Annotated in this window: 11 protein-coding genes; 5 read left to right on the plus strand and 6 right to left on the minus strand. The window is 72.1% G+C overall.

Translation table 11 applies throughout. The annotated features are described in order from the left end of the window. Nucleotides 1-30: 30 nt before the first annotated feature. From AC1DUQ_RS14370 to AC1DUQ_RS14380, 3 genes are read right to left on the minus strand one after another with little or no spacing between them, the layout of a single operon-like run. Nucleotides 31-636 carry a DUF3618 domain-containing protein gene (locus tag AC1DUQ_RS14370; protein WP_477062084.1) on the minus strand — a complete coding sequence of 202 codons (606 nt, stop codon included), beginning with the start codon at nucleotides 634-636 and terminating at the stop codon, nucleotides 31-33. Then, nucleotides 633-1043 carry a phage holin family protein gene (locus tag AC1DUQ_RS14375; RefSeq protein ID WP_477062083.1) on the minus strand — a complete coding sequence of 137 codons (411 nt, stop codon included), beginning with the start codon at nucleotides 1041-1043 and terminating at the stop codon, nucleotides 633-635. The genes AC1DUQ_RS14370 and AC1DUQ_RS14375 overlap by 4 nt, the downstream gene beginning before the upstream one ends. Next, on the minus strand, nucleotides 1040-1693 hold the full coding sequence (locus AC1DUQ_RS14380) for a hypothetical protein (protein ID WP_477062082.1): 654 nt from the start codon (nucleotides 1691-1693) through the stop codon (nucleotides 1040-1042). The genes AC1DUQ_RS14375 and AC1DUQ_RS14380 overlap by 4 nt, the downstream gene beginning before the upstream one ends. Before the next feature lie 409 nt (nucleotides 1694-2102). Here AC1DUQ_RS14380 and AC1DUQ_RS14385 point away from each other — a divergent pair, with 409 nt between their 5' ends. The 4 genes from AC1DUQ_RS14385 to AC1DUQ_RS14400 all read left to right on the plus strand — a co-directional run bounded on the left by AC1DUQ_RS14385 (nucleotide 2103) and on the right by AC1DUQ_RS14400 (nucleotide 4661). Next, nucleotides 2103-2624, plus strand: a complete 522-nt coding sequence (locus tag AC1DUQ_RS14385) for a hypothetical protein (protein WP_477062081.1) — start codon at nucleotides 2103-2105, stop codon at nucleotides 2622-2624. Between the two features lie 156 nt (nucleotides 2625-2780). Then, nucleotides 2781-3221, plus strand: coding sequence for an Hsp20/alpha crystallin family protein (locus AC1DUQ_RS14390; RefSeq protein WP_477062080.1), 441 nt, complete (start codon nucleotides 2781-2783; stop codon nucleotides 3219-3221). A 238-nt stretch (nucleotides 3222-3459) separates the two neighbouring features. Continuing rightward, the gene (locus AC1DUQ_RS14395; protein ID WP_477062079.1) at nucleotides 3460-4437 is read left to right on the plus strand and encodes an iron-containing redox enzyme family protein; all 978 of its coding nucleotides are present in this window, start codon (nucleotides 3460-3462) and stop codon (nucleotides 4435-4437) included. Further along, nucleotides 4434-4661, plus strand: a complete 228-nt coding sequence (locus AC1DUQ_RS14400; protein WP_477062078.1) for a CDGSH iron-sulfur domain-containing protein — start codon at nucleotides 4434-4436, stop codon at nucleotides 4659-4661. The genes AC1DUQ_RS14395 and AC1DUQ_RS14400 overlap by 4 nt, the downstream gene beginning before the upstream one ends. A 25-nt stretch (nucleotides 4662-4686) precedes the next feature. Here the strand turns inward: AC1DUQ_RS14400 and AC1DUQ_RS14405 are convergent, their stop codons facing one another. After that, nucleotides 4687-5163 carry a PPOX class F420-dependent oxidoreductase gene (locus AC1DUQ_RS14405; RefSeq protein WP_477062077.1) on the minus strand — a complete coding sequence of 159 codons (477 nt, stop codon included), beginning with the start codon at nucleotides 5161-5163 and terminating at the stop codon, nucleotides 4687-4689. 132 nt (nucleotides 5164-5295) lie between these two features. Between AC1DUQ_RS14405 and AC1DUQ_RS14410 the strand changes: the two genes are divergently transcribed. Then, entirely contained in the window at nucleotides 5296-6279 is a 984-nt protein-coding gene (locus AC1DUQ_RS14410; protein ID WP_477062076.1) for an endonuclease/exonuclease/phosphatase family protein, read from the plus strand. 6 nt (nucleotides 6280-6285) lie between these two features. Here the strand turns inward: AC1DUQ_RS14410 and AC1DUQ_RS14415 are convergent, their stop codons facing one another. Both AC1DUQ_RS14415 and AC1DUQ_RS14420 read right to left on the minus strand, forming a co-directional pair. Next, complete coding sequence (locus AC1DUQ_RS14415) at nucleotides 6286-6579, minus strand: SHOCT domain-containing protein (RefSeq protein ID WP_477062075.1); 294 nt, start codon at nucleotides 6577-6579, stop codon at nucleotides 6286-6288. Nucleotides 6580-6598: 19 nt separating this feature from the next. Then, the coding region (locus tag AC1DUQ_RS14420; RefSeq protein ID WP_477074019.1) for a DUF6325 family protein at nucleotides 6599-7079 on the minus strand (481 nt) is incomplete at its 5' end.

A 7079-nucleotide genomic window follows, 5' to 3' on the forward strand; every position in this document is an offset into this window, starting at 1 on the left:
GCACCACGCTGTGCCCCGTCGCGCGGTTCCCTAGTAGCCGCGCGCGGTGTCGTCGGCGGCGTGGGCGCCCTTCACGGCGTCCGCCGCGTCGGTGGCGTCCGTGCGCAGGTCGTCGACGGCCGACCGGCCCTCGTCCCGCAGCGTCGAACCGGCCTCTGCGGCGCGGTCCTTGACGGCGGCCGCCGCCTCCTGAGCCGGCTCACGCAGCGTGTCGGCGAGGCCCTGGGCGGCGTCCTTGGCCTCCTGCACCAACGGCGCGGCCTGCTCCTTGGCGGACTGCGCCAGCTGCTGCTCCTGCCGGGTGCTGGGCAGCAGGGACGAGATCAGCCACCCCGCGCCGAACGCGACCAGCCCGGCGGCCAGCGGGTTGCCCCGAGCCTTGTCCTTGGCGGCGTGCGGCAGCTGGGACGCGGCGTCCCCGACCGTGGCGGCGGCGTGACCCGCCGAGTCGGCGCCGCCGGCGACACCGCCCATGACGCGCTCCTTCACGTCCGACACCGCGGAGCGGACCTTGTCGGCCTGCCGCTGCGCGACCTGGGTGGGGCTGACCTTGTCGGTCAGGGCGTCGACGTCCGAGCTGAGCTCGGCACGTGTGCGCTCGATGTCCTCGCGGATCTGGTCCGGGTCGGTGCTCATGCGTTCTTCTCCTCATGTCCTTGCAGGGCGTTCGGGATCTTCTTGACGGTGTCGGTGGTCTGCGGCAGACCGGAGACGCGCTTGGTCTCGGCACGACCGCGGGCGGCCAGGACCGCGGCGACGATCGCCCACAGGACCGCGACGATCACTGCGGACCACGCCCAGGAGTCCATCGCGTCGCCGAGGGCCCACCACAGGGCGATCGACAGGAACAGCAGGACRAAGTGGCCGGCCACCGCGGCGCCCGCGAACATCGAGCCGCCCTTGGTCGCCGCCTTCGCGGACTGACGCAGCTCCGCCTTGGCCAGCTCGACCTCCTGGTGCAGGAGGGTCGACAGGTCGCGCGTAACGTCGCCGAGCAGGTCGCCGACGGACTGGCGCGGGGGAGCGCCGACCGGGTCGCTCATCGCTGGTCCCATGCGGTCGAGCTCGGGACGGGCGACGCGAACGGGTCGGTGAAGCGGGGACGCTCCTCCACCGGGTCGGAGTACGCCGTCGCGGGCAGGGGCTCGGTCACCGACCTGCGGACGGGTGCGGGTGCGGGGGCGGGTGCGGAGGGCGCGTCCTTGAGTCCACGGGTGAGCCGGCCGAGGACGACACCTGCACCGGCGGCGATGACGAGGAACGTGCCCGGGCGGCGCCGGGCGAAGCTGCGGACCTCGTCGAGCACCTCGTCCGGCCCGTGGCCCTCGAGCCAGCGGCCCAGGGCGTCCACCTTGTCGCCCACCTCGCGAACGAGGTCGGTGGCGAGGTTCTGCTCGGCCGGGGCGGACGCCATCTGTGACAGCTGACCGCCCACGGAGGTCAGTCCGCCGGCGAGCCGGGACTGCTGGGTGGCGGCCTGTCCGGTCACCTCGGTGCGGGCCTGCGACCAGAGGTCGCCCAGCTGTCGCCGGGCCTCGTGGGTGACCGCCGCGGCCTCGCCCTTCGCGTCGTCGAGCAGGTGCCCGCCGGCATCCGCGGCCTTCGCCTTGAGGGTGCTGGCCTGCTCCCTGGCGGTGTCCGCGGTGCTCCCGTTCTCCGGGAGGGGATAGCTGCTGGTGTAGTCGTCAGTCATGGTGCGGTCTCATCTCGAGTMGTCGGACGGCCGACAGCCCGGCCGACGTGGCCGGGCGCAACCGATCCGAGAGGGGTTGGGTGGGCGCGGACTTTCTGCCGCGCGACCGTCCGCACGGGTCCAGGCCGATCGCTTCAGAGAACGCGATCAGGCGTGTGCGCGGGCCTGCGCTCCTGTGCCCAGAGCCCGTGCCCTGCCCCGGAGACGCTTCTTGTCCCGGGTGACGGTGTGCCGGTGACGATGTCGATCCGACTCATCGGACGGTAGGCCCGTCGTTCCGCGCTCGCCACCCGAGCCGTCCTGTTCCTGCTGGTTCCGCTGCGCAAGTCGCCGCCGGTTGCGAGCGGTGGTCGCGCGGGTACGGTCGGGACCGATCGCCGTCCCAGCGCGCGCACCTCGAGGAGGACCGATGGCTTCGCACGGGGTCGACGTCGACCGACGACTGCTGAGGATCTACCTCTCCGACCACGTCGCCGGTGCGACGGGTGCGATCGCGAGGTCGCGACGGATGGCGCGCGCGTATGACGGCACACCGCTGGGCCACCCGATCGGCGGCTTCGCGGAGGAGCTGACGCGAGAGCGCGCGACCCTGCTCGATCTCGCGGAGGGTCTCGGGGTGCGGCTGAGCCGCTGGAAGCCCGTGGGTGCCGCGGCCGGAGAGCGGCTCGGCCGCCTCAAGCCCAACGGACGGCTCACCTCGGCGTCACCCCTGTCCGCACTGCTCGAGCTCGAGCTGCTGCGGGGCGGTGTCAACGCGAAGCGCGGCCTCTGGGAGTCGCTCGCGTCCTGGAGCAGCGCGCTCGGTCTGGAGCGCGAGCGGTTCGAGGAGCTCGACCGGCGCGGGCTCGCCCAGGTCGAGCTGTTGGAGCGGCTCGCGACGGTGGCACGGGACCGTGTCGCGGCCGGCGCGCGCGACGTGAGCGAGACCTGACGCGGGCGTTCGCCGCGCGCGAACGCCCGTTCTCACCACTGGCACTCTCGCGGCGAGAGTGCTAAGTCTGCTGGTGTAGCCAGTCCGGCCCTGCGGGGTCGGCCGACACTCGGGGCCCGGACGGTCCGGTGCCCTCGACGCAGAGGAGGTGGGGTCATGGCTACGCGATTCGACCCGTTCCAGGAGTTCGACCGCCTGTTTGCCCAGGTGCTGACTGCCGAACGGGCGTCGGCGACCATGCCGATGGATCTGTACCGCTCGGGCGACCACTACGTGCTCCACGTGGACCTGCCGGGCGCGGACCCGGGAACGATCGACGTGAACGTGGAGGACCGCACCCTGACGATCCGGGCGCAGCGCACGGCGCGCGCCGAGCAGGACGTGCAGTGGCTGGCCAAGGAACGCCCCGTCGGCACCTACGCCCGACAGCTCACCGTGAGCCGGGGCCTCGCGCTGGACGCCATCTCGGCGACGTATGCCGACGGTGTGCTGACCCTGACGATCCCCGTCGCGGAGGATGCCAAGCCGCGGCGCATCGAGGTGCAGCACGCGGGTGACACCGCAGCGATCACGTCCGGGAGCGACGCGATCGCGTGAGGGTCGTGGCGGGGGCGCTCGGCTGCGAGAGCAACACCGGGCGACGAGTGCACGCCTTGTGCGGGCGAGCCGAGGCCCGCGCCCCCGCCACCGCCCCGTGTTCCCGGTTGCGGCAGCCGCGACACATGTGAGGCTGTTCGCAGGCGCCCCCCGCTCCAGGGTCGGGCTGGAGGGACGCCGGCGTCGAGAAGGACCGGCCGTGAAACTACCCAGCCCGCGGGGGCCACTGAGTCGTGCCGTGACGGAGGTCCTGAGCACTCCGCTCGACGGGGGAACGGGCGTCGGAGAGCTGGCGCCACTGACCCGGCGGGTGCTCGAGCGTTCCGCCGACCTGCTCTCGGACGAGGACGTGCAGCTGACGCTCTACGTCATGTACGAGCTCTTCTACCGCGGCTTCGAGGGCGTCGACGACGACTGGGAGTGGTCGCCGGAGGTGCTGGGTGCGCGGCGCCTGATCGAGTCCGCGGTCGAGCGGCACCTGTCCGAGCGGGTCCAGGTCCCTGAGGAGGTCGCGCCCGAACGGGCGGCGGTCGCCGAGGCGTTGTTCGCCCTGACGGCGCCGAGCCCCGGTCCCAGCGTCGCGCGGTACGTGGCCAAGCGGGCGACGCAGGAGCAGCTCCGCGAGCTCCTGGTGCAGCGGTCGATCTACCAGCTGAAGGAGGCGGACCCCCACACGTGGGCGATCCCGCGCCTCGTCGGACGACCCAAGGCCGCACTGGTGGAGATCCAGGCCGACGAGTACGGAGGCGGCGACCCCGAGCGGATGCACTGCGAGCTGTTCGCGCGGACCATGCGGGGCGCCGCGCTGGACCCGGAGTACGGCGCCTACGTCGAGCAGATCCCCGCGGTCACCCTGGCCGGCGTCAACGTCATGTCCCTGTTCGGGCTGCACCGGCGGTGGCGCGGTGCGACCGCCGGACACCTCGCCGCCTTCGAGATGACGTCGTCGTTGCCGAACCGGCTCTACGGCGACGGGTTCCGCCGCCACGGGTTCGACCAGAGCACGACGGAGTACTTCGACGAGCACGTCGAGGCGGACGCCGTGCACGAGCAGATCGCCGGGCGCGACCTGGCGGGTGCCCTGGTCCAGCAGGAGCCGGAGCTGCTGCACGACGTCCTGTTCGGCGCCGCGACGTGCCTGTACCTGGACGAGGTGGTCGGGCAGCACCTCCTGTCCGCCTGGGAGGCCGGCGTCTCCTCGCTGCGGACCGCATGACCACCTCCGACCGCCCCGTGGACCGCCGACCGACCCGGACGCCGTCGATCGTGGCGTGCCCGGACGGCCCGATCCTCGTCCGGGGCGACGTGATGATCACCGACGACAGCGGGCAGCCGATCCCGCGCCGTCGCTCGACCGTGGCCCTCTGCCGCTGCGGCGCGTCCGCGATCAAGCCGTACTGCGACGGGACGCACAAGGCCATCGGCTTCACCGCACCCTGACCGACACCAGCCACGAGCAGCGCTGTCAGCCGTCCAGGCGGGCGGCGACGTCGGCGGGGAACCCTCCGGTGGCGACCGGACCCCACCGGGTCGGGGTGATCCGGATCAGCGACTTGCCCTGGACCCGCATCGCGGCGCGGTACTCGTCCCAGTCGGGATGCTCGCCGGCGATGCAGCGGTAGTAGTCCACGAGGGCGTCCTCGGCCTCCGGCATGTGCAGCACCTCGGCGTCGCCGTCCACCTGGACCCAGGCCCCGCCGAAGTCGTCGGACAGCACGCACACGCTCACCGCCGGGTCCCGCTCCGCGTTGACCGACTTCGCTCGTCCGGGGTAGGTGGAGATGACGAGGCGGCCGTGGTCGTCTACCCCGCCTGAGACCGGGGAGACCTGGGGCCGTCCGTCGGTGCGCGTGGTCACGAGGATGAAGCTGTGCCGGTCGCGGACGAAGTCGAGCAGTCCGGTCAGGTCGACGGTGCGGGTGGTGGCGACGGGTCGGGGCATGGCCCCACGCTACGGCCGGCGCTCTGTCTGCGTTCGCCCTGCGGAGGCCTTCCCGTGCCGTCATGGCGGGAGGATCCTGGCAGTGGTGCGGCGTGGCACCGGCTGCGCCGCCGCACGCGCCGGGGGGCTGCGATGGTCGAGCTGCGAGTCGCCACGTTCAACCTGGAGAACCTGGACGAGACCGCGCCGGGTGAGCTCCCCACCCTGGCCGAGCGGATCGCCCTGATGCGCCCCCAGATCCTGCGGCTGCGGGCCGACATCCTGTGCCTCCAGGAGGTCCATGGTCAGGAACGTCCGGGACAACCCCGCGCACTGCTGGCGCTGGCAGAGCTCCTCCACGGCACCCCGCTGCAGGGGGCGACGATGACGAGCACGAGACCGCTGAGCGACGCCGTCTACAACGAGCGCAACCTCGTCGTCGTCACGCACCTGCCTGTCACCGGGGCCGAGCAGCTGCGCAACGACCTCGTCGCACCCGTGACCTACCGCCGCCTGAGCGCGGTCCCTCCCGACGCGTCAGCCGTCGAGATCGGCGTCGAGCGCCCGATCCTGCACGTCGAGATCACGGTGCCGGACGGATCGACCCTGCACGTGGTCAACGTGCACTGGAAGTCCAAGATCCCGACCGACATCCCGGGCCAACGCATCGACAACTTCACCTGGCGCACCGCAGACGGGTGGGCGGAGGGCAGCTTCGTGTCCTCGATGAAGCGGATGGCCCAGGCGCTCGAGACGCGCCGCCTGGTCGACCGGATCCTCGACGTCGACCCGGACGCGCAGATCGTCGTCGCCGGTGACTTCAACGCGGAGCCCGACGAGGTCTCCGTCACGGCCGTCCGGGGTGACGTGGAGAACACCGGCAACCCTGCGCTCGTCTCGCGCGTGCTCGTCCCCATCGAGCAGACCGTGCCCGAGCCCGCCCGCTTCACGCTCTACCACCAGGGTCGGGGGCAGATGCTCGACCACATGCTGGTCACCCGGAACCTCCTGGCCCGCTACCGCGGCTCGGAGATCCACAACGAGCTGCTGCACGACGAGTCCGCTGCCTTCGCGGTGGACCGCAAGTACCCGGAGTCCGACCACGCGCCGGTGGTGGGCACGTTCCAGTTCGTCTAGGCGGTGTCAGCTGGTGAGGATGCGGTTCTTCTGCACCTCGAACTCCGTGTCGCTGAGCACGCCCGAGTCCCGCAGCGCGCCCAGCTGCGCGAGCTGGGCGAGCTTCTCGTCCATGTCGGGTGCCTCGGCGGCCGGGGGCGGTGCATAGGCAGGAGCCGGCGGAGGGGCTGCGTACTGCGGCTCCGGCTCCGCCTGGGCGGCCCAGCGTCCGGCCTGGCGGCGGGACACCCGGTTCGAGACGGCCGTGGCCGTCCCCGCGATGGCGGCGGTGCGTGCGACACCTCGGATCAGTCCGGGCATGGTGTGCTCCTCGGCGAGTTCAGGCGACGGGTTCGCTGGCGTCCAGGGAGGCGATGATCGCCTGCACCGGGATGCGTCCGCCGGCGACCAGCTGACCGCCGGCGCGACGGAGGGCGACCGCGAACGGTGCGGCCCAGACGTTCTCGTAGACGAACACCCCGGCCGCGTCACCGGGTTCCAGCGCGTTCGCCGCCTCGCTCAGGTCGTCGTCATCGAGCAGACCCGACGATGCGCCCTCGAAGATCGTCAGGTCGACGCCGCCGTCGCGCAGCTCGGAGAGCTCGAGCGCGGTGACCGTACCGTCCGCCGCCTTCTGCATGAACACGAGGTCGAGGATGCGGATGATGCCGCGTTCGACCAGGTCGATCAGGAGCGGGAACGCCTCACCGGTGAAGTGTGCCCGGGGGAACGCGACCACCACGTAGTCGATCGGCCCCATCTCCTCGAACCCTGCCAGGTCCTCTGTCATGACCGTCCCCTCGCCATCGTCGGCTGAGATC

The organism is Cellulomonas sp. P4_B5_2 (assembly GCF_056402235.1).